The organism is Caulobacter sp. CCG-8 (assembly GCF_037402475.1).
In the GTDB taxonomy this organism is placed as follows: domain Bacteria; phylum Pseudomonadota; class Alphaproteobacteria; order Caulobacterales; family Caulobacteraceae; genus Caulobacter.
This window is the reverse complement of the sequence record NZ_JBBEUD010000016.1, coordinates 20,018-37,583: the sequence shown is the minus strand read 5'-3', so window position 1 is coordinate 37,583 and position 17,566 is coordinate 20,018. Positions and strand designations below refer to the sequence as shown.

At 69.9% G+C, this 17,566-nt stretch carries 19 protein-coding genes; 10 read left to right on the top strand and 9 right to left on the bottom strand.

Translation table 11 applies throughout. The annotated features are described in order from the left end of the window. Nucleotides 1-13: 13 nt before the first annotated feature. From WAE60_RS16110 to WAE60_RS16095, 4 genes are all read left to right on the top strand, one after another. The gene (locus WAE60_RS16110; protein WP_029916826.1) at nt 14-904 is read left to right on the top strand and encodes a class I SAM-dependent methyltransferase; all 891 of its coding nucleotides are present in this window, start codon (nt 14-16) and stop codon (nt 902-904) included. Then, complete coding sequence (locus tag WAE60_RS16105; protein ID WP_337687521.1) at nt 901-1,575, top strand: hypothetical protein; 675 nt, start codon at nt 901-903, stop codon at nt 1,573-1,575. The genes WAE60_RS16110 and WAE60_RS16105 overlap by 4 nt, the downstream gene beginning before the upstream one ends. A gap of 90 nt (nt 1,576-1,665) precedes the next feature. Continuing rightward, nucleotides 1,666-1,974 carry an SCP2 sterol-binding domain-containing protein gene (locus WAE60_RS16100; RefSeq protein ID WP_029916823.1) on the top strand — a complete coding sequence of 103 codons (309 nt, stop codon included), beginning with the start codon at nt 1,666-1,668 and terminating at the stop codon, nt 1,972-1,974. 3 nt (nt 1,975-1,977) lie between these two features. Then, nucleotides 1,978-2,961, top strand: coding sequence for an alpha/beta hydrolase (locus WAE60_RS16095; RefSeq protein WP_029916821.1), 984 nt, complete (start codon nt 1,978-1,980; stop codon nt 2,959-2,961). Here WAE60_RS16095 and hisN read toward each other — a convergent pair. Then, nucleotides 2,936-3,772, bottom strand: coding sequence for a histidinol-phosphatase (hisN, locus tag WAE60_RS16090; RefSeq protein WP_029916820.1), 837 nt, complete (start codon nt 3,770-3,772; stop codon nt 2,936-2,938). The genes WAE60_RS16095 and hisN overlap by 26 nt on opposite strands. A 54-nt stretch (nt 3,773-3,826) precedes the next feature. Next, complete coding sequence (locus WAE60_RS16085) at nt 3,827-4,210, bottom strand: helix-turn-helix transcriptional regulator (RefSeq protein WP_029916818.1); 384 nt, start codon at nt 4,208-4,210, stop codon at nt 3,827-3,829. 139 nt (nt 4,211-4,349) lie between these two features. Here WAE60_RS16085 and WAE60_RS16080 point away from each other — a divergent pair, with 139 nt between their 5' ends. Then, entirely contained in the window at nt 4,350-5,276 is a 927-nt protein-coding gene (locus WAE60_RS16080; protein WP_337687520.1) for a lysophospholipid acyltransferase family protein, read from the top strand. A gap of 44 nt (nt 5,277-5,320) precedes the next feature. On the opposite strand, the gene WAE60_RS16075 is transcribed toward WAE60_RS16080, so the two are convergent. The 6 genes from WAE60_RS16075 to WAE60_RS16050 form a co-directional block, all read right to left on the bottom strand. Beyond that, the gene (locus tag WAE60_RS16075; RefSeq protein WP_337687519.1) at nt 5,321-5,824 is read right to left on the bottom strand and encodes a response regulator; all 504 of its coding nucleotides are present in this window, start codon (nt 5,822-5,824) and stop codon (nt 5,321-5,323) included. Nucleotides 5,825-5,927: 103 nt separating this feature from the next. Then, nucleotides 5,928-6,680, bottom strand: coding sequence for a M23 family metallopeptidase (locus tag WAE60_RS16070; RefSeq protein WP_337687518.1), 753 nt, complete (start codon nt 6,678-6,680; stop codon nt 5,928-5,930). 116 nt (nt 6,681-6,796) lie between these two features. Beyond that, nucleotides 6,797-7,018: a DUF2093 domain-containing protein gene (locus WAE60_RS16065; RefSeq protein ID WP_029916810.1), complete on the bottom strand. Its 222-nt coding sequence runs from the start codon at nt 7,016-7,018 to the stop codon at nt 6,797-6,799. 56 nt (nt 7,019-7,074) lie between these two features. Beyond that, nucleotides 7,075-8,670, bottom strand: coding sequence for an exodeoxyribonuclease VII large subunit (gene xseA / locus WAE60_RS16060; protein ID WP_337687517.1), 1,596 nt, complete (start codon nt 8,668-8,670; stop codon nt 7,075-7,077). Between the two features lie 742 nt (nt 8,671-9,412). Further along, the gene (locus WAE60_RS16055) at nt 9,413-9,877 is read right to left on the bottom strand and encodes a hypothetical protein (protein ID WP_029916807.1); all 465 of its coding nucleotides are present in this window, start codon (nt 9,875-9,877) and stop codon (nt 9,413-9,415) included. Between the two features lie 285 nt (nt 9,878-10,162). Further along, entirely contained in the window at nt 10,163-10,681 is a 519-nt protein-coding gene (locus WAE60_RS16050) for a GcrA family cell cycle regulator (protein WP_029916805.1), read from the bottom strand. Between the two features lie 272 nt (nt 10,682-10,953). Between WAE60_RS16050 and WAE60_RS16045 the strand changes: the two genes are divergently transcribed. Beyond that, the gene (locus tag WAE60_RS16045) at nt 10,954-11,775 is read left to right on the top strand and encodes an ABC transporter permease (RefSeq protein ID WP_029916804.1); all 822 of its coding nucleotides are present in this window, start codon (nt 10,954-10,956) and stop codon (nt 11,773-11,775) included. A gap of 200 nt (nt 11,776-11,975) precedes the next feature. Here the strand turns inward: WAE60_RS16045 and WAE60_RS16040 are convergent, their stop codons facing one another. Continuing rightward, on the bottom strand, nt 11,976-12,389 hold the full coding sequence (locus WAE60_RS16040; protein ID WP_337687516.1) for a YbaY family lipoprotein: 414 nt from the start codon (nt 12,387-12,389) through the stop codon (nt 11,976-11,978). A gap of 233 nt (nt 12,390-12,622) precedes the next feature. Between WAE60_RS16040 and WAE60_RS16035 the strand changes: the two genes are divergently transcribed. The 4 genes from WAE60_RS16035 to WAE60_RS16020 all read left to right on the top strand — a co-directional run bounded on the left by WAE60_RS16035 (nt 12,623) and on the right by WAE60_RS16020 (nt 17,517). Continuing rightward, a complete protein-coding gene (locus WAE60_RS16035) occupies nt 12,623-13,837 on the top strand; it encodes an aspartate aminotransferase family protein (protein ID WP_337687515.1) in 1,215 nt (404 codons plus the stop codon). Between the two features lie 64 nt (nt 13,838-13,901). Continuing rightward, nucleotides 13,902-14,837: an ornithine carbamoyltransferase gene (gene argF, locus WAE60_RS16030; RefSeq protein ID WP_029916798.1), complete on the top strand. Its 936-nt coding sequence runs from the start codon at nt 13,902-13,904 to the stop codon at nt 14,835-14,837. A gap of 22 nt (nt 14,838-14,859) precedes the next feature. Then, nucleotides 14,860-15,099 carry a DUF2164 domain-containing protein gene (locus tag WAE60_RS16025; protein ID WP_029916796.1) on the top strand — a complete coding sequence of 80 codons (240 nt, stop codon included), beginning with the start codon at nt 14,860-14,862 and terminating at the stop codon, nt 15,097-15,099. A 180-nt stretch (nt 15,100-15,279) separates the two neighbouring features. Continuing rightward, entirely contained in the window at nt 15,280-17,517 is a 2,238-nt protein-coding gene (locus WAE60_RS16020; protein ID WP_337687514.1) for an SUMF1/EgtB/PvdO family nonheme iron enzyme, read from the top strand. Nucleotides 17,518-17,566: the final 49 nt, after the last annotated feature.

Sequence of the window (17,566 nt, the reverse complement as noted above, 5' to 3'; positions counted from 1 at the left end):
GGCGGGTGGCGGCATGGGTCCGAGAGTTCGATGGTCGCGACGAGGCTTGCTGACGGGCGCGGCGGCGCTGAGCCTGGCGGGATGCGGCCGTAAGGCCGCCAAGCCCGAGGACGCCAAGCCGGCGGCCAAGACCGGGGTCATGACCCTGAAGGACGCGACCCAGGGCGACTGGCGCTCGCCCGCCGACAAGGCCCGGGACGCCTGGCGTCATCCCGTCGAGAGCCTGGAGTTCTGGGGGCTCAAGCCGGGCCAGACCGTGGTCGAGTTCTGGCCGGGCACGGGCTGGTACACCGACATCCTGGCGCCCTATCTGGCCGCGACCGGCGGCAAGCTCTACGCCGCCTCGCTGCAGACCGACCTGCCGGACGACCCCGCCGCCAAGGCGGCGGTCGAGGCCTATCAGCGCAAGCTGGCAGACAAGAAGAAGGTCTATGGCGACGTGACGATCACGGCGTTCGGGCCGACCAGCGGTCCCGTCGCGCCGGCCGGCTCGGCCGACCTGGTGCTGTTCCTGCGCAACCTGCACAACTGGATGGCCGCGGGCTTGGCCGAGAAGGCGTTCCGCGAGGCCCTGACCGCCTTGAAGCCCGGCGGCGTGCTGGGGATCGAGGAGCATCGCGGCGAACCAGGGCGGGTGCAGGACGTGCTGGCCGCCGACGGCTACGTGCAGCAGGCCTATGTGATCGAGATGGCCAAGGAGGCCGGCTTCGTCCTGGCGGGCGAAAGCGAGATCAACGCCAATCCCAAGGACACCAAGGACCATCCGTTCGGCGTCTGGACCCTGCCGCCGACCCGGCTGTCGGCGCCGCGCGGCGAGCCGGCCGAGCCCGGTTTCGACCACGCCAAGTACGACGCCATCGGCGAGAGCGACCGCATGACCCTCAAGTTCGTGAAGCCCAAATGAGCCTGAGCAAGCGCGCCGTCGCCTCGGCCCTCGTCTTCCTGGCCCTGGCGGCCGCGATCCCGTCCGCGGCGTCGGCCCAGGCCGGCAAGGTCGCGCCCGCCGGCAAGGTCTTCTCGTTCCTGGAGGCCTTCCTGAAGGTGCCGGCCGCCGAGCGGTCCAGGATCAGGGTGTCCTACGCCCTGCTGCGCGACGGCAAGCGGGCGACCGGCGTCAAGGCGACCCTGATCGAATCCAACGGCGCGCGCACCCCGCTGCCGATCGACGGGGAAGGGCGCTTCGAGCGCACGCCCACCCTGGCCCAGTTGCAGGCCAAGGCCCAGGTCGGCTTCGATGTGCCGGCCGACACCAAGCTGGGCTCCAGCATGCTGCTCGACCCGGTGCTGAAGCCGGCCGCCGAATACGACGCGCGGGAGCTGGTCGCCACGGTGGAGGAGTCCAACAGGACCATCCGCAAGGCCGCCGGCCCCATGGCCCTGATGGCCCCGCAGATGGACGGGCTGACGTTCAAGGCGGTCGATTCCGGGGTGGCGATCTTCCCCAACGGAAGCTCCAAGCCGTTGCCCGCCGGCGCGGGCGGCGTCGTTTTCCAGCCCGACCAGTTCAAGGGCGCGTCCCGCGTCCGTTTGGCCAAAACCCCGGCGGCGGTGGACTATTTTGTCACAAAGAAATAGCCGGCCGCGCGTCTGAACAGTGTTTACTCGCCGCGATCCAGCGGCCAGTGTGCCGCCCAGAATCCACGCGCCACAGAGGGAGACGCGCACATGGCTACGTTGCAGGAAATCACCGATCGTATCAAAGGCGCCGTCGGCGACGACAGCGGCCTGGGCAAGAGCCTGAAGTTCGACCTGAAGGACGCCGGCGTCATCCACATCGATGGCGGTTCGGTGACCAACGAAGACAAGCCGGCCGACCTGACCATGACCCTGTCGATGGACGACCTGCTGGCCATCGGCGCCGGCTCGCTGGACCCGACCATGGCGGTCATGACCGGCAAGCTGAAGCTGTCGGACATGGGCACGGCCATGGCCCTGCAGTCGAAGATGGCGGCTCTCTTCGCGAAGATGCGCTGATCCATGGGGGACGCCGCGTCGCTGGTCTCGATTCCCGAGGCGCCGGTCCCCGATCATGGAAAGGCAGAGTGGTTCAGCGGCGCGGACGGGGCGACCCTCCGCGCCGCCTTGTTTCAGCCCGAGGGTCATCCCCGGGGATCGGTGGTGCTCAGCCCGGGCCGCAGCGAGCCGATCGAGAAGTATTTCGAGGTCGTCGAGGACCTGCTGGCGCGGGGCTTCGTGGTGCTGGTCCATGACTGGCGCGGCCAGGGGCTTTCGGCCCGGGGCTTGCCCGACCGCCTGAAGGGCCACGCCCGGGGCTTCAAGACCTTCCTCGCCGACCACACGGCCCTGCTCGACGTCTTCGAGGCGCGACTGCCCAAGCCCTGGATCGCTCTGGCCCATTCGATGGGCGGCTGCCTGGCCATGCTGGACCTGGCCCACGGCGAGACGCGTTTCTCGGCGGCGGTCCTGTCCGCGCCGATGCTGGGGCTGAACACGGCCGGCGTGCCGCCTTGGGTGGCCGCGCCCCTGTCCTGGACCCTGTCGCGCGTCGGCCTGTCCGGCGCCTATGTGCAGGGCGGGCGCTACGATCCGCTGGCCCAGACCTTCGTCGGCGACGCCCTGACCCACGACGAGGCGCGGTACGACCGTTACGTGGCCCAGCTGCGCGCCGATCCACGCATCGCCCTGGGCGGCATGACCTGGGGCTGGGCGGACTTCGCCATCTCGGCCTGCGCCTGGCTGCGGGGGGCGGGAAGGGTGGAGACCGTCACGATCCCCGTGACGATCGTCGGCGCCGAACTGGACAACCGCGTGCTCAATGTCGACGAGCAACGGATCGCCGCCCGTCTTCCGAACGGGCGCTATGTGGAGGTGCCAGGAGCCTTCCACGAAATCCTGATCGAGACCGATCCACGCCGGGAGGTCTTCTGGCGGGCCTTCGACGAGACCGTCGACCGGGTCGCGCCGCGCGAGCCGCTTATTTCGCCGAACGTCTCAGACTGACCAGGGCCTCGTCCAGGCAGCGGCGGTCGCCGGAGATCACCATCTGGCCGCCGTCGGGGCCGATGGGCTCGCCGCGCCAGTTGGTGACGACCCCGCCCGCGCCCTCGATCAGCGGAATGGCCGCCTCGACGTCCCACGATTTCAGGCCGGCCTCGATGACCATGTCCATCTTGCCCATGGCGACCATGGCGTAGGCGTAGGCGTCGCAGCCCAGGCGGGCCAGCTTGGCGGCGGCGCGCACCTGCCGCCAGGCGCCCAGCTCGGCGCCGTCGAAACAGGCTTCGGGATCGGTGGTGGCGATGACGGCGTCGGTCAGGTCGGCGCACTCGCGCACCTGGATCGCCCGCTCGCCGCCCCGCGACAGCAGGCGCGAACCGGCGGCCGAGCCGATGAAGATCTCGCCCGTATAGGGCTGGCCGATCGAACCCAGCACGGAGCGGCCCTGATGGCGAAGGCCGATCAGGGTGGTCCAGAGTGGCAGGCCCGAGATGAAGGCGCGCGTGCCGTCGATCGGGTCCAGCACCCAGACGAACTCGGCGTCCGGGCGGTCCTCGCCGTATTCCTCGCCGATCACGCCGTGATCGGGATAGCGCTCGGCGATCAGCTTGCGGATCGCCGCCTCGGCGCCGCGGTCGGCCTCGGTCACCGGGTCGAAGGCGGCGTGGCTGTCGCGCGGCAGGTTCTTGCCCGCGCCTTTGTCCTCCAACCCGTGGTCGGCCCGGAACAGCGGCAGGATCGCCGCGGCCGAAGCGCGATTGAGGTCGACGACGAAGGCGTCGAGTTGAGCGAGGTGATCGGCGGCGAGGGTCATAGGGCGGGATTTAGCCCGCCCTTCGACTCGACGCCACCGTTCACGATCTCGATCCTAGGCTTCGATGGGCTCGCCGCCGTTCAGCGACTTGGCCAGGTCCAGCAGGCGCCGACGCGGACGCTCGCCCAGCAGGTAGTAGGCGCGGACCAGGTCCAGCGTCTCCTTGCGGGCGAACATCTCGCCGCCTTCGGCCTCGGCGGCGGTTTCCTTCATCGCACGGTCCGACAGGCCGTCGTAGAAGTAGCCGACCGGAACCTCCAGCGCCTCGGACAGCTGCCACAGGCGAGCGGCCGAGATGCGGTTGGCGCCGCATTCGTACTTCTGGATCTGCTGGAAGCGCACCCCGACGGTGCCGGCCAGCTGTTGTTGAGTCAGGCCCAGCAGACGGCGCCGACGCCGCAATCGCTTGCCCAGATAAACATCAATGTCGTTGCCCATGATGACGCCCCGATTTCATGTTTCCGTCCCAGAACGGAACGGCCTGGGTTGGCATCCGCAAGTCGCGTGCCGGGCGAACCCCGCGCGCCGACACACGCCGCGAGTCCCACTCGTCCACGAAGCAGGCTACTAAGGGTTCATGTCGGATAAGCGTCGGCCGCTGGGCCAGGATCTTCTGTGGCGCGCTGAGGCGCTGGGTTTCGACCTCTTCATCGGCCTGGTGCGCCTGCTCGGCGTTGACGCCGCTTCGGCGTTCGGCGGCTGGCTGGGCCGGACGGTCGGGCCCTTGAGCGGCGCCCACAAGGTGGCGACGCGCAATCTGAAGCTGGCCTTTCCCGACAAGGACGACGCTTGGCGCGCGGCCATGCTCGAGGCGCAGTGGGACGGCCTGGGCCGGACGTTCGCCGAGTTCCCGCTGATGGACAAGATCCTGCCGTCCACGGGCCGGGTCGAGGTGGTCAACCAGGAACGCCTGTTCCAGATCGCCGCCGAGAAGGTCCCGGTCGTCTTCGTTTCGGGACACCTGTCCAACTGGGAGGTGATGCCTGCGGCCATCGTGGATTCCGGCGTCGTCTGCGAGATGACCTATCGCGCCGCCAACAATCCGTATGTCGACGAACGCATCAAGGCCAGCCGCTTCCGCTACGGCGTGCGGCTGTTCGCGCCCAAGGGCGGCGACGGCGCGCGCGAGCTGCTGGAGGGCATGAAGCAGGGCAAGTCGGTCGCGCTGATGAACGACCAGAAGTTCAACACCGGGGTCGAGGGCCTGTTCTTCGGCCATCCGGTGCGCACCGCGCCCGGGCCTTCGCGCCTGGCGCTTCGTTTCGGCACGGTGCTGCAGCCGATGTCGGTGCAGCGCACCAAGGGGGCGCGCTTCCGGGCGGTGGTCCACGACCCGATCCACCTGCCCAACACCGGCGACCGCACCGCCGACATCGAGGCGGGGGTCAGGCTGGTCAACGCCTTCATGGAAGAGCGCATCCGCGAGCGGCCCGAGGAATGGTTCTGGGTCCACCGCCGCTGGCCGAACGAGGTCTACGCCGAGCTGGCGGCGCGGGGCGACTGAGCCCCCTCCGTCGGCTTCGCCGACACCTCCCCCAAGGGGGAGGATTAGAGCTCCAGCATCCGCTCGTTGCCCCGGCGACGCGGGCCGTCGTAGGTGGGGTCGTCGCGGCGGCGACGGCAGGGGCCGAAATAGTCCTCGGTGCGGATGAACGGCCGGGGCTTGAAGATCACCGTGTTGATGCGGTCCAGCAGCGAGCGGGCCGTGACCGGCTTGACGACGATCTCGGTCACCCCGGCGTCGCGGGCCTCGAACACCCGATGCCGCTCGGCGAAGCCGGTCAGCATGATGATCGGCAGGAACGGGTCGGAGCTGTCGGGCGACTGGCGCACCAGCTGGGTGAACTGCACGCCGTCCAGGGGCGACATGCGGAAGTCGACGATGGCGATGTCGATCTGGTGGTCGCGGACCACCTGCAGGGCCTCGGCGCCGTCCATGGCCTCGAAGACGTGCCGCACGCCGACGCCCTTGAGGATCGTCGAGACGATGGTCCGCATGTGATGGTTGTCGTCCACCAGCAGGAAGCGCAGCTGCTCAAGCGTCGCCGACATGCGAGTGAAGCCTCCATCGCGGAAAAAGGGGATGGCGGGGGATACTGTACAGTTAACGGCCTGTCGATCCCCTGACAGGCGAATTTTGCAATCGGAAGTCTCGTTAAGCGTGTGGTTGCGGCTTGCCAGCCATCAGGCCCACCAGCAGGGACGGGTCCAGGTTCTGGTCGCGCCATTTCATGCGCCAGCAGAGGTGCGGGCCGGTGGCGCGGCCCTCCTGGCCGACCGCGCCGATCCGCTGGCCCTGGGCCACGGCCTGGCCGGCGGCCACGTCGATGCGCGACAGGTGCAGATAGGCGGTGATCAGGCCCTGGCCGTGGTCGATCAGGATCAGCCCGCCCTCGAAGTGCAGGCCCGTCTCGGCCAAGCTGACGACCCCGGCGGCCGGGGCCACGACCGGCGTTCCGACCGGGGCGGCCAGGTCGACGCCGTAGTGCGGCCGCTTGGGCTCGCCGTTCAGGATGCGCTGGCCGCCGAAGCTGGACGAGCGCCGCGTGGCCTGGACCGGCCAGATGAAGCCGGTGCGGAAATAGTCGGCGTCGATCCGGCTGGCGAAGCCGGCCGCCTTGCGCTGCCCCTCGGCGGCGATGCGGGCCAGCAGGGCAGGATCGCTGGGCGCCACCTGGTCCTGAGCCAGACCGTCGATGCGCTGGATGTCGAAGGTCCCCGGCGCGATCGTCGCCTGGTGGTTGGCCGAACCGTCGGGGGTCTCGACGGTGATCAGGGCCGGGGGTAGGGCGTCGCGGTCGAAGCCGATCACGAACCAGCCGTCGGCCGAGGCCTGGGTGGCCGGCGCGCCGTTCAGCAGCACCGTGGCGCGGGGCGCGGTATGGCCCACGACCGCGCCGCCCTGCACGAAGCGGCCCGACAGGGTCAGGCCGGGCGCGGCGGCGCGCGCGATCGACGCCAGGGGCGACGCGAGGAGGACGCCGGTCGCGCCGGCCGTCAGGCGGACGAGCGCGGCGCGGCGGTTCAGCCCCGGCTCTCCTGCCAGCGCTTCAGGGCCTCGGTCGGGCCCGCATAGGCTTCCTGCAGTTCGGGGCTCCAGTAGCGCAGGGCGTCCAGCGACACCCGGGCGCCCGTGACCGCGCACAGCACGAACTGGCCGGGGCTCAGGACGGCGAATTCGCCGTCGCCGTAGTGCAGGGTGGCCGGACCGCCGGCCTTGCCGAGATTGGGATCGAACGCGTTCATGAGGGTCTTTTACGCCAGTTGGGGTCTGGGGAACAGGGAGGCGGTCCCGCGCGAGGTCAAAACAGGCTGCCCTGATCGGACGACGGCGGCGGGGTCTTCGGCTTGGGCGCCGGACGCGGCGGCGGCGCGGCGACGGGCGCGGGCGGGACGGGCGTCCCGCCTTCGCCGTCGATCACCGCGTCGCGGTCGCCGGCCTTGAACTTCAGGTTCACGCGTTCGCCGCTGGTCAGTTCGGCGGCCGAGCGGGCGATCGTGCCGTCGGCCTTGCGGACCAGGGCGAAGCCCAGCTCCAGCGGGCGCTCGGGGTTCAGCGACACCCGCAGCTTGTCCAGGGCGACCAGGCGGTCGGTCTCGCGCTCCAGCCGCCGCTTGGCCACGGCGTTGAGCCGCTCCTGCAGGGCCGGAAGGCGGGCGTGCTGGGCCACGCGCTCGGGAACGCGGGCCGCCGCCAGGTCCAGGCGCCGGCCCAGGTCCTGGACCCGTCGCCCGCAGTCGGCGCGCTGGCGGTGCAGGGTGTCGGGCGAGAGGCGCGCGGTGACCTTCAGGAGGTCGCGGGCGTGGATGTCGGTGTTGCGCTGCAGGGCCGCGTCCAGGCGGGCGGCGACCTCCTTGAAGCGGCGCTCGGCCGGGGCGGTCAGGTCGTCCAGGCGGGGCAGGCCGCGCACCGCCAGGTCCAGGCGCTGCTGGGCCAGGGCCAGCAGGTCGGCGGGACGGGGCAGGCCGCGCGCGGCGCTGATCAGGCGGGTGCGGCGCTCCTCGATCACGCGGCCGCCGCAGGTGTTCAGGCGGCGGTCGTAGTCGCTGACCAGGGCCCGCAGCTCGGCCAGCACGGGCGTGGCCATCTCGGCGGCGGCGGTCGGGGTCGGCGCGCGACGGTCGGAGACGAAGTCGATCAGGGTGGTGTCGGTCTCGTGGCCGACGGCCGAGATCAGCGGGATCGTCCCCTCGGCCACGGTGCGGGCCAGGCCCTCGTCGTTGAAGGCCCACAGGTCCTCGACCGAGCCGCCGCCCCGGGCGACGATCAGGATGTCGGGGCGCGGCACCGGGCCGCCGGGCGCGATGGCGTTGAAACCGCGGATGGCGGCGCTGACCTGGCCGGCGGCGGCGTCGCCCTGGACCACGCAGGGCCAGACCAGAACCTGGCATGGCCAGCGGTCGCGGATGCGATGGAGAATGTCACGGATCACCGCCCCGGTCGGGCTGGTGATCACCCCGACCACGGCCGGCATCGAGGGCAGGGGACGCTTGCGGTCCGCCGCGAACAGGCCCTCGGCATGCAGCTTGGCCTTCAGCCGCTCCAGCTGGGCGAGCAGTGCGCCGACCCCGGCGGCCTCCATGGTCTCGATGACGATCTGGTAGCGCGAACCGGCGGGATAGGTGGTGATCTTGCCGGTGACGATGACCTCCAGCCCGTGCTCGGGCCGGATCTGCAGCTGGCGGACATTGCCCTTCCAGACCACGCCGTCGATGGCGGCCTTGTCGTCCTTGATGGTCAGGTAGACGTGGCCGTTGGAGTGATGGGTGACCTTGGAAAGCTCGCCGCGCAGCCGCACGAAGCTGTAGCGGTCTTCCAGCGTGCGCTTCAGGGCGAAGGCCAGCTCCGAGACGGAATAGGCCTGGGCGTTGGAATCGGGCGCGGCGACGTCGGTCATGGGGGATTAGATAGGACGGTTTGGGGTTGGGTGTGAAATGGGTTGGCTTGGTGCGGTCAGCACTTGCCCCCTACGGACCGCTTCGCGGTCGTCTTCCCCCGGAGGGGGAAGAGCCTCGCGCAGGCGGCTCCGCCCCCTACGGGGGCGGACAGGCGGCGAAGCCGCCAGGTGGGGGCAAGGGGGTGTGATCCCACGCCTCCGGCTGTGAGCTGATGGAAAGGGCTGCGGAGCGCCGGACATCGTCCGGAGGAAGTAGAGAGTAACCGTTTCGACGAAGCCCGATCGCTCCGCGCGGTCGTTATCCGGAAGCGCGACGGCGCTGAGTTCTATTCGAACCTCGCCGCCTTGAAGCCTCCGACGGGCGGGCTGGAGCAACGATCTCCAGTCCCGGACCGCGAGCGTCTCACCGCCCGCCTGCTGCTCAACCGGCCCCCATCCAACGCTGTATCCGTGTTCCGAGCCCAGCCGGCACCAGATGGATGGGGTTTGATCCTTTCGGACCGCCGAAGGAGCTTCCCGCTCGATCGCCCCCCGCCGCCGCATCGGTCGCTGGCCATGCGCCCTTTCCCGCGTCGAGGTGGGAGCATTATGCGGCCCCTGGGAAACCCTGCGGGGAATAAAGATTTAGCGCCGTGATTTCAGCGGCTTGTCCGCCGCAATGACGGGGACATGCCCTTGCGGCGTGTCCCCAACCGCCTGGCTCGGTGCGAAACCTGGGGACACGCCCAAGGGCATGTCCCCGTCAGAACTGGTCTCCGTCGCGGAACCGCCAGCCGACGTCCGGCGAGGCGACGAGGACGGCCTGCCGGCGCGTGACGCAGCGGTTGATCGCCGAGCCCATGTTGATGGTCAGGCCCGACAAGGGGCGGACCTCCACGCCGTCGGGATGGCTGAAGGCCAGGGCGCCGCCGCCGGCCTGGCCCGGCGCCAGGAACGGCGCGTCGATCAGCGCGTCGAAGGCGCGTTCGCCCGGGCGAGGCTTCTCGTCGGGCATCATCTCGGCCGGCCGGGCTTCGCCGATGGCGCAGACCCGGGACCAGGGGCCCGGCTCCAGCCGCATGAGATCGATGGGACCCCCGTGCGCCAGGGCCGCCGAGAAGGCCGCGTCGAAGGCGCGGTCGGCGTCCGACATCGCGATCTCGCCGCAGCTGGCCAGCACGACCGAGGCGACTGACAGAAGGGCCGCACGGGCGACACGGTTGGGCATGGGCGCGCTCCGTCCGGCCAAGCGGTCGCCGGGATCGGTCCAACGTGGGCGAGCGTGGTGCAGACCCGATGCAGGCGTTGTCGATCAATGGCCCAAAAAGCAAAAATCCCGGAGCGGCCCCTCAGCCGTCCGGGATCTTTTCCAGTTCCTCGCCGTGAGGCCGAAATCCCCGCCGCGCTTTCCTCATGAGGACTTGGGCGCGTGGATATCTACCGCCGACTCCGGCATCCCACGTCCGGAAGCCCGAGCTTCCAGGACCGTGGGCGGCCCCACGGAGGTGAGAAACTAGATGTAGCGGCGCAGGGAGCGGGCCAGTTCGGTGGCGCCGGCCTTCTTCTTGGTCTGCTGCGGCTGGTAGGCGATGCGGGCGTGTTCGCCGCAATAGGGGCCTTCCGACGACCGGCGGCCGCAGAAGGTGAAACCGTCGGCCGACGGATCGCCGATCGGCCACTTGCACATGTGGGCGCCCAGGGTCAGCACGGTGGCCGAGCCCGGCTCCTCGGCGCGGAACGCCGGGACCGACGGCTGCTGGGCCACGGCCGGCAGCGGCGCCGGCTCGGCGGCGATCACCCGGCGCGGGGCCGAGGGCATCGTGGTGGCGGCCGGACGCGCCGGACGCGGGGCCTTGAAGGCCGGTCGCGCCGGTTGCGAGGGGGCCGCGCGGCCCGACAGGCCCAGGCGGTGCACCTTGCCGATCACGGCGTTGCGCGTGACGCCGCCCAGCTGTTTGGCGATCTGACTGGCCGAAAGGCCGTCCAGCCAAAGCTTCTTCAGGGTGGTGACGCGTTCGTCAGTCCAGCTCATAGCCCATCTCCGCCTAAAAGGGGCCACGACGGGTTTCCCCGACTCGCCATGGCCTCTATATCTGGTGTACAGACCGCCCCGCCGGCGGCTGACCTACTAGATAGTGTAAAGAATGCGTTAAAACGCACAATAGGCTGTAAGGCGTTCGTCCACAGGAACTATATCTTGATTCTTCCGGAACGCGCCTTGCGCTCCGGCGAGCCCGGGCGCACATGCTGGCCCGTGGCGGCCCCCGCGGACGCCTTCGAGGCGTTCTGGATCCGAGACCCCCCATGAAAGACATGACGTCCGACGTCATCCCGCCGCAGCCGCGCGACTATCACGGCTGGAACTGGAGCGGGTTCTTCACCCTGTACCAGCGCGAGATCCGCCGGTTCTGGAAGGTCGGCACCCAGACGGTCGCCGCCCCGGTGGTGACGACGCTGCTCTACATGCTGGTGTTCGTGGTGGCGGTGGGCGGCAGCCGGCCGGCGGTGGAAGGCGTGACCTTCGGCCACTTCGTGGCGCCGGGCCTGATCATGATGGCCATCCTCAACAACGCCTTCGCCAATTCGTCCTCGTCGCTGATCCAGGCCAAGATGATGGGCCTGACGCCCGACTTCCTGACCCCGCCGCTGACCCCGCTGGAGCAGGTCTCGGCCTTCGGCCTGGGCGCGGCGACGCGCGGCATCGTGGTGGGGGCGGTCACCGCCCTGGTCATCGGCGTGCTGCCGGGCGCGGGCCTGCAGATCAGCCACCTGTGGGCGATTGTCTATTTCTCGGTCGGCGCCTCGATCATCCTGGGCCTGGCCGGCGTGCTGGCGGGCCTGTGGGCCGAGAAGTTCGACCAGCTGGCGGCCGTGACCAACTTCCTGATCATGCCCATGACCTTCCTGTCGGGCACCTTCTACCTGGTCGACAAGCTGCCCGAGCCGTTCCGCTCGGCCAGCCACTTCAACCCGTTCTTCTATCTGATCGACGGCTTCCGCTACGGCTTCATCGGCCATGCCGACGGTTCGGTGGCGGTCGGGGCGGTGGTGACGGCCGTGCTGTCGATCGGCCTGTTCCTGTGGTGCTGGGGCCTGTTCCGGACCGGGTATCGGCTGAAGAGCTAGGTCGCCCGGAGCGTTTGATGAAACGGCCGCCTCGCAAGGGGCGGCCGTTTTTGCTCTCCTTGATCCGCTCATCCCGGCGAATGCCGGGACCCAGATCCTATGGCTTTGAGGTTGGCTGGACGGGCTCTGAGCTCAAGGAACCCACCATACCGCTATTCCATCTGGATCCCGGCATTCGCCGGGATGAGCGGTTCTTGGGTTTAGGGCGCGACCCCCTTCACCAGCACCTCCACCCCCTCGGTCGGTCCGCCGTTGATCACCGGGATGTGGGTGTCGTTGGTGAACCGCAGCCGGCCGTCGACCTCGACCCGGGCCGAGACCGCTATGCGGGCCGTGGGCGCGATCTTGGCCGGGTCGTAGCCCAGCGAGAAGGCGACCGGCGGGGTCTGGGCCGGGATCACCGCCTCGGCGATGACCTTGGCGGGGGCGTCGGCCCGGCTGACGTCCTGCAGGCGCACGATCACCTTGGTCTGGGGCGGCAGCATGATCCGTTCGCGCCAGACCACCTGGCCGGTGACCGCCGCGCTGGACGGCCCGGACGGGGCGGGTCCGGAGGCGCCGGCGCATGCGGTCAGGATCGTCAGGGCGAGGAGGGCGGGCGCGAAGGGCTTCATGGACAATCTCCTGAACAAGGCTCCCCCGAGCGCCCAAAGGGGTACGGCCTGGACGCGCGCGCTTCAACCGGTCGATCCGTCATGTGACCGCGAACAGTGTGGCTTGGCGGTCCCTGACACCCAAAATTCACGGCCGCTTTGTTGACAGCGCCCGGTTACACGCCGACAACGCTTGGCCTTCCGGTCCCCGTGCTTTTGAGCACGGGGGCTTCTTTCCTTTTTGGGAGGCCGTCTTGAGCACGTCGACGTCGTCTAACCCCGCGCAACACCACATCATGGGCGTCTACAACCGCGCCCCGCTGGCGTTCGAGCGAGGCCGAGGCGCGCGACTGACCTCGACCACCGGCGAGGACTACCTGGACTGCGTGGCGGGCATCGCCACCTGCGGCCTGGGCCACGCCCACCCCGTGCTGGTCGACGCGCTGAAGACCCAGGGCGAAAAGCTCTGGCACGTCTCCAACATCTACACGATCCCCGAGCAGGAAGTGCTGGCCGACAAGCTGTGCGCGGCCACCTTCGCCGACGTGGTGTTCTTCACCAATTCGGGCACCGAGGCGATCGAGTGCGCCCTGAAGGCCGCCCGCCGCTACCACGTGGTCAACGGCCAGCCCGAGCGGGTGGACATCATCGGCTTCGACGGCTCGTTCCACGGCCGCTCGTACGCGGCGGTCAACGCCTCGGGCAACGCCGGCTATCTGGACGGCTTCGGCCCGCGCCTGCCGGGCTACATCCAGCTGCCGTTCGGCGACTGGGACGCCCTGAAGGCCGCCATCGGTTCGACCACGGCCGGGGTGATCATCGAGCCCGTCCAGGGCGAGGGCGGGGCCCGCGCCCTGACCGACGCCCAGCTGAACGAGCTGCGCCAGATCACCCGCGACGCCGGCGTCCTGCTGATCCTGGACGAGGTGCAGAGCGGCATGGGCCGGACCGGCAAGCTGTTCGCCCACGAGTGGGCGAGCGACGCCGTCCCGGACATCATGTGCGTGGCCAAGGCCCTGGGCGGCGGCTTCCCGGTCGGCGCGTGCCTGGCCACCACCGAGGCGGCCAAGGGCATGCAGCCCGGCACGCACGGCTCGACCTACGGCGGCAACCCGCTGGCCATGGCCGTGGGCACGGCGGCGTTCGACACGATCAACACGCCGGAGATCCTGGACAACGTGAAGACCGTCGCCGGCTTCTTCACCCAGCAGCTGAACGGCCTGAAGGACCGCTTCCCGGACGTCATCGTCGATATCCGCGGCAAGGGCCTGCTGATCGGCGTCAAGGTCGTGCCGAACAATCGCGAGTTCATGGTCCTGGCCCGCGACGAGAAGCTGCTGATCGCCGGCGGCGGCGACAACTGCGTGCGCCTGCTGCCGCCGCTGAACCTGACGGTCGAGGAAGCGTCCGAGGCCATCGCCAAGCTCGAAAAGGCCTGCGAGGCCGCCCGGGCCAAGGCGGCCGCCTAAGGCCGCGACCTTATAAACCGCCCGTTCCGGCCAGGCCGGGGCGGGCGGGCAGGGGGATTTGCTCATGACCGAGCCCAGACACTTCATCGACCTGTGGAAGCTGGACGGCGCCACGCTGCGGCTGATGCTCGAGGACGCCAAGGCCCGCAAGGCCGCCCGCGCCGGCTGGCCCAAGGGCCGCGTCGACGCCGACGCCCCGGCCAAGGACCGCGTCCTGGCGATGATCTTCCAGAAGAACTCGACCCGCACCCGCTTCTCGTTCGACGCGGCGATCCGCCAGCTGGGCGGGTCGGGCATCATCTCGACCGCCGCCGACATGCAGCTGGGCCGCGGCGAGACGATCGAGGACACCGCCAAGGTGCTGTCGCGCATGGTCGACGCGGTGATGATCCGCGCCAACAACCACGCCGACGTCGAGCGCTTCGCCCAGGTCTCGACCGTGCCGGTGATCAACGGCCTGACCGACAAGAGCCACCCGTGCCAGATCATGGCCGACCTGCTGACGATCGAAGAGCATCGCGGCGACGTGGGCGGCAAGACCATCGCCTGGGTCGGCGACGGCAACAACGTGTGCTCCAGCTTCATCCACGCCGCGCCGCTGCTGGGCTTCAAGCTGAACATCGCCTGCCCGGCGGTCTATCACCCGGACCTGGTGGACCTGGCCCGCGCCCAGGAGCGCCAGGGGCAGATCACCCTGACCGACGACCCCAGGGAAGCCGTGCGCGGCGCCGACGTGGTCGTGGCCGACACCTGGGTGTCGATGGGCGACACCGATCATGACGAGCGCCTGGCGGCCCTGGAGCCCTATCAGGTCGACGACGCCCTGATGGACCTGTCCAAGCCGGACGGCGTCTTCCTGCACTGCCTGCCGGCCCACCGCGGCGAGGAGGTCACCGACAGCGTGCTGGACGGCCCGCGCTCGCTGGCCTGGGACGAGGCCGAGAACCGCATCCACGCCCAGAAGTCCGTCCTGGCCTGGTGCTTCGGCGCGATCGGCTAAACGCAAGATCGAGAGGGTCGTCGTGTCCAAGATCGAGTTCAGCAAGGCCGAACGCGACGACCTGATCGACAAGCTGGCGCGCTATCTGGACCGCGAGCTGGACTGCGAGGCCAGCGCCCTGCAACTGGGCTTCCTGCTGGACTTCATCAGCGAGAAGATGGGGCCGCGCTTCTACAATCAGGGCGTCCGCGACGCCCAGACCCTGTTCCAGAGCAAGCTGGAAGACGTGGTCTACGAGATCGAGAAGCCGTTCGTCGACTGACGGCGCGTGCAAGCCCCGTGCGCGCTGGGGCAAGCCGGCGCACGGAAACCGGGCCGGATCGTCCGCGACTGCGCGGCGGCGCGGCGCCCGGCTGAAACCGCCGGCCCGGACGTCCGGGCCGCGCTCCGGCTCCCGGGCGGATGCTATCCCTATCCCCAACGTCAGTGGGGGAGTCGGGTCGTGACCAAGACCAATCGCGCGTCGAAGGGCCGCCGCGCCGCGTCGCTGGCGGCCGGCCTCGCCCTGCTGGCGCTGGCGGGCGGGGCCCGCGCCCAGGACACCCAGTATTCGACCTTCCCCTGGTTCAAGCAGAACATGGTCGTGGGACCGCGCTGCTTTTCCTATCCCGAGCCGTGGGAGGGGCCGTTCAGCCCCTGCACCGAGGCCGACCACCGGGCCTGGCTGGCCGACGTCACCCGCTGGCGGACTGAGCGGCGCATCCGCGTCGGGCTGGACACCAGCCGCTACGACAAGCCCGAGTTGGCCTGGACCCAGCGGGCCTTCATGCAGGCCCAGGCCATGATGGAGGACCGCTATCTCTACGACCCCGTGGCGGGCCGCTACACGGTCGACCGCTATCTGGACGACCTGATCGCGCGGTTCGGCGGCATCGACGCGGTGCTGCTGTGGCCGGACTATCCCAATCTGGGCGTCGACGCCCGCAATCAGATCGACATGATCCACGCCCTGCCGGGCGGGATCCCCGGCGTGAAGGGCATGATCGCCGACTTCCACCGTCGGGGCGTCAGGGTGCTGTTCCCCATGATGATGTGGGACCAGGGCACGCGCGATCCCGGCGCGCCGTGGCCCGAGGCCCTGACCAAGCTGATGATCGAGATCGGCGCCGACGGCATGAACGGCGACACCCAGGACGGCGTGCCCCTGGCCTTCTCCCTGGCCGCCGAGCGCCAGGGCAAGGTGCTGGCCTTCCAGCCCGAGGGCGTGGTCCACGACGAGCAGCTGGGCTGGAACGTGATGTCGTGGGGCCAGTACGACTTCGGCTTCGTCCCCAAGGTCGACCGCTACCGGTGGCTGGAGCCGCGCCACATGGTCAACATCTCCGACCGCTGGGCCCGCTCCAAGATCGACGACCTGCAGTACGCCTTCTTCAACGGCGAGGGCTGGGAGAGCTGGGAGAACGTCTGGGGCATCTGGAACGGGATCACCCCGCGCGACGGCGAGGCGACGCGGCGGGTGGCGACGATCGAGCGCGGCGTCGCGCCGTTCCTGACCAGCCCCGACTGGGAGCCGTTCTATCCGATGACCCGGTTCGGCGTGTTCGCCAGCCGGTGGCCCTCGAAGGAGAAGGGCGGCGGCGCCGAGGTCTGGACCATCGTCAACCGCAACGAATACGGCGTCGACGGCCGGCAGATGGCCGTGGCCGACGCGCCGGGCCGGCGCTGGTTCGATCTCTATCACGGCGTCGAGCTGGCGCCGGAGCGTGACGGCGGCAAGGCCTGGCTGTCGTTCGAGGTCGAGGCCAAGGCCTATGGCGCGGTGCTGGCGGTCGACGGCGAGCCCGACGCCGCCCAGCGCGACCTGATGGCCCGCATGAAGGCCATGACCACTAGGCCCCTGGCGTCCTATTCGGCCGAGTGGAAGCCGCTGCCGCAGACCATGGTCGCGGTCGCCCCGACCCGCCCCGCCGCGACCGCGCCGCCCGGCATGGTCGAGATCCCGGCCGGGACCTTCCGCTTCCAGGTGCGGGGCCTCGAGGTCGAGGGCGGCAACGGGATCGGCGTCGACGTGGCCTATCCGTGGGAGGATTCGCCCCGCCGCTTCCACGACCGCCAGATGGCGATGAAACGCTTCTTCATCGACCGCACGCCGGTGACCAACGCCCAGTTCAAGGCCTTCCTGGACGCCACGCGCTACCACCCCAAGGACGACTTCAACTTCCTCAAGGACTGGACTCTCCAGAAGGGAGAAGCAGGTGCAACCTATCCGGACGGGTGGGCCGACAAGCCGGTGACCTGGGTGTCGCTCGAGGACGCCCGGGCCTACGCCGCCTGGGCCGGCAAGCGCCTGCCGCGCGAATGGGAATGGCAGTACGCCGCCCAGGGGACCGACGGCCGAGCCTATCCGTGGGGCGACGCCTGGAACCCCGCCGCCGTCCCGGCCCCGAACAAGGGTCGGACCCTGACGCCGCCGGACGCGGTCGACGCCCACCCGGCCGGGGCCAGCCCGTTCGGCGTGCTCGACCTGGTCGGCAACGTCTGGCAGTGGACCGACGAGCACCAGGACGACCACACCCGCGCGGCCGTCCTGCGCGGCGGTTCGTCATACCAGCCGCAGGGCTCGATCTGGTACTTCCCCCAGGCCTATCGCAACGACCAGCACGGCAAGCTGCTGCTGATGGCGCCGGGCAAGGATCGGGCGGGGACGATCGGTTTCCGCTGCGTGGTCGACGCCGGCTGAGGCCGGCTCGGACGGCCGCGCGGTCGCAGGGGGCTCGCATTTTTCGTCC

Excerpts from the sequence above, each read along its gene's own strand:
- xseA (WP_337687517.1), bottom strand. The coding sequence starts at position 8,670 with ATGACCGACGTCGCCGCGCCCGATTCCAACGCCCAGGCCTATTCCGTC.
- WAE60_RS16085 (WP_029916818.1), bottom strand. The coding sequence starts at position 4,210 with ATGGGCAACGACATTGATGTTTATCTGGGCAAGCGATTGCGGCGTCGG.
- argF (WP_029916798.1), top strand. The coding sequence starts at position 13,902 with ATGACCGAGCCCAGACACTTCATCGACCTGTGGAAGCTGGACGGCGCC.
- WAE60_RS16055 (WP_029916807.1), bottom strand. The coding sequence starts at position 9,877 with ATGCCCAACCGTGTCGCCCGTGCGGCCCTTCTGTCAGTCGCCTCGGTC.
- hisN (WP_029916820.1), bottom strand. The coding sequence starts at position 3,772 with ATGACCCTCGCCGCCGATCACCTCGCTCAACTCGACGCCTTCGTCGTC.
- WAE60_RS16065 (WP_029916810.1), bottom strand. The coding sequence starts at position 7,018 with ATGAACGCGTTCGATCCCAATCTCGGCAAGGCCGGCGGTCCGGCCACC.
- WAE60_RS16105 (WP_337687521.1), top strand. The coding sequence starts at position 901 with ATGAGCCTGAGCAAGCGCGCCGTCGCCTCGGCCCTCGTCTTCCTGGCC.
- WAE60_RS16110 (WP_029916826.1), top strand. The coding sequence starts at position 14 with ATGGGTCCGAGAGTTCGATGGTCGCGACGAGGCTTGCTGACGGGCGCG.
- WAE60_RS16095 (WP_029916821.1), top strand. The coding sequence starts at position 1,978 with ATGGGGGACGCCGCGTCGCTGGTCTCGATTCCCGAGGCGCCGGTCCCC.
- WAE60_RS16075 (WP_337687519.1), bottom strand. The coding sequence starts at position 5,824 with ATGTCGGCGACGCTTGAGCAGCTGCGCTTCCTGCTGGTGGACGACAAC.
- WAE60_RS16080 (WP_337687520.1), top strand. The coding sequence starts at position 4,350 with ATGTCGGATAAGCGTCGGCCGCTGGGCCAGGATCTTCTGTGGCGCGCT.
- WAE60_RS16040 (WP_337687516.1), bottom strand. The coding sequence starts at position 12,389 with ATGAAGCCCTTCGCGCCCGCCCTCCTCGCCCTGACGATCCTGACCGCA.
- WAE60_RS16100 (WP_029916823.1), top strand. The coding sequence starts at position 1,666 with ATGGCTACGTTGCAGGAAATCACCGATCGTATCAAAGGCGCCGTCGGC.
- WAE60_RS16045 (WP_029916804.1), top strand. The coding sequence starts at position 10,954 with ATGAAAGACATGACGTCCGACGTCATCCCGCCGCAGCCGCGCGACTAT.
- WAE60_RS16050 (WP_029916805.1), bottom strand. The coding sequence starts at position 10,681 with ATGAGCTGGACTGACGAACGCGTCACCACCCTGAAGAAGCTTTGGCTG.